Origin of the sequence: Acetobacter sp. DsW_059 (assembly GCF_002153695.1) — a bacterium.
Lineage (GTDB): Bacteria > Pseudomonadota > Alphaproteobacteria > Acetobacterales > Acetobacteraceae > Acetobacter > Acetobacter thailandicus.
The window spans coordinates 1-1,199 of record NZ_JOPI01000131.1 but is presented as its reverse complement, the minus strand read 5'-3'; the positions used below and the strand labels follow the sequence as shown (position 1 = coordinate 1,199).

The 1,199-nt window shown below is 44.0% G+C and carries 2 protein-coding genes; both read left to right on the top strand.

The features are described 5' to 3' along the window. Nucleotides 1-219: 219 nt before the first annotated feature. Nucleotides 220-681, top strand: coding sequence for a hypothetical protein (locus tag HK25_RS12255; protein ID WP_086636394.1), 462 nt, complete (start codon nt 220-222; stop codon nt 679-681). A gap of 269 nt (nt 682-950) precedes the next feature. Continuing rightward, nucleotides 951-1,199, top strand: a 249-nt coding sequence (locus HK25_RS12250; RefSeq protein WP_143296018.1) for a hypothetical protein, incomplete at its 3' end; no start/stop codon positions are given.

The window sequence follows — 1,199 nt, the reverse complement described above, 5'->3', positions numbered from 1 at the left end:
ATGTCCGCAATCCATATCGCAGCAACCGTCCTCTTCTATCTTAACGAATGAGTCCTGAGCCTAGGCCACTAACAATTAAAGGGCAAACTGGAGGGTGGGTTGAAAAATTTGCCGGTGGCATGGCAGTAAGTTACCGACCGGCAGGGGCAGCGAGTTTCCGCACACCCAACGATATGGCGACGGTGGAAATAAATAGTCCATCAGTGAGAAGATTGTATAATGATGTTCCAAAATTTAAATTCCCAAGAAAATAAAATGATAGAGTTCTACAAAAGAGCTATGTCTAACATGGATGGTGGAGAGCTCGCTGATGCTTTCTATATGTGTCTACCTTACAGATTTGATTTTTATTGTAACCAATGGTGTCAGGATGTATTAGATCTTGCATACAGGATGATGCAGTCTGGTCTTATATGGATCGCCTACTTTGACGAGTATGATACGGCTGAAGAAGCGAAAAATATCTTTGAGCAGATGGCAGAACAGTCTCCCAATATTATAGATGGATTAGCAATATGGTCTACATATCAGTATTATTTGTCCGGTGCTGGACAAGCCTTCTGGGATGAGTGGAAGACATCAGATGATGATGCATTGTACTGGCAAAAATTGAACCATATTTTTGATGAGCATCATGTAGGATTTGATAAATCCTGTTTTGTACCAGTAAAGTTTGAATAAAATGAAATAGTATTTTTTATGTTATGATAATGGCTTTCTCTGGTAAAAATCAGATGGGTTTTCAGTGGTGTTGCACTTCCTGGGCATGTAACGGTTAGCCAGTATGCCGAAGCTATACAGGATGCGATGGGCATCCTGACGGGTAGTTTGGGTAAAGATATTATTCTGGCGGTAACAGACTGAAATTACTCAATAAGACCAGAAAATCTGAAAATGAAGTCCCGCTCATAAGAGAGGGGGATGTTCCCCCACTGCCTTCGCACTATTTTGTGGCGGACACCTCTGTTCTGCCCCTAACAGGGGCGCGTGCGATTGAAGCACTACGTCCGGGAGATCTTGTCATCTGCCGTGACGAAACACGGAAGATGAGTGTTGTGAAGCCGGTTGTCAGGCTTATACGTAATCATCATCAGAAGATCCTGAGCTTTACGCTGCGGGGCAGTTCACGCGATGAGCTGCTGGCAGATCTTCCCGACAAGACAGAAGAAATCATCGGGGACAGGGGCTATGACAGCAAC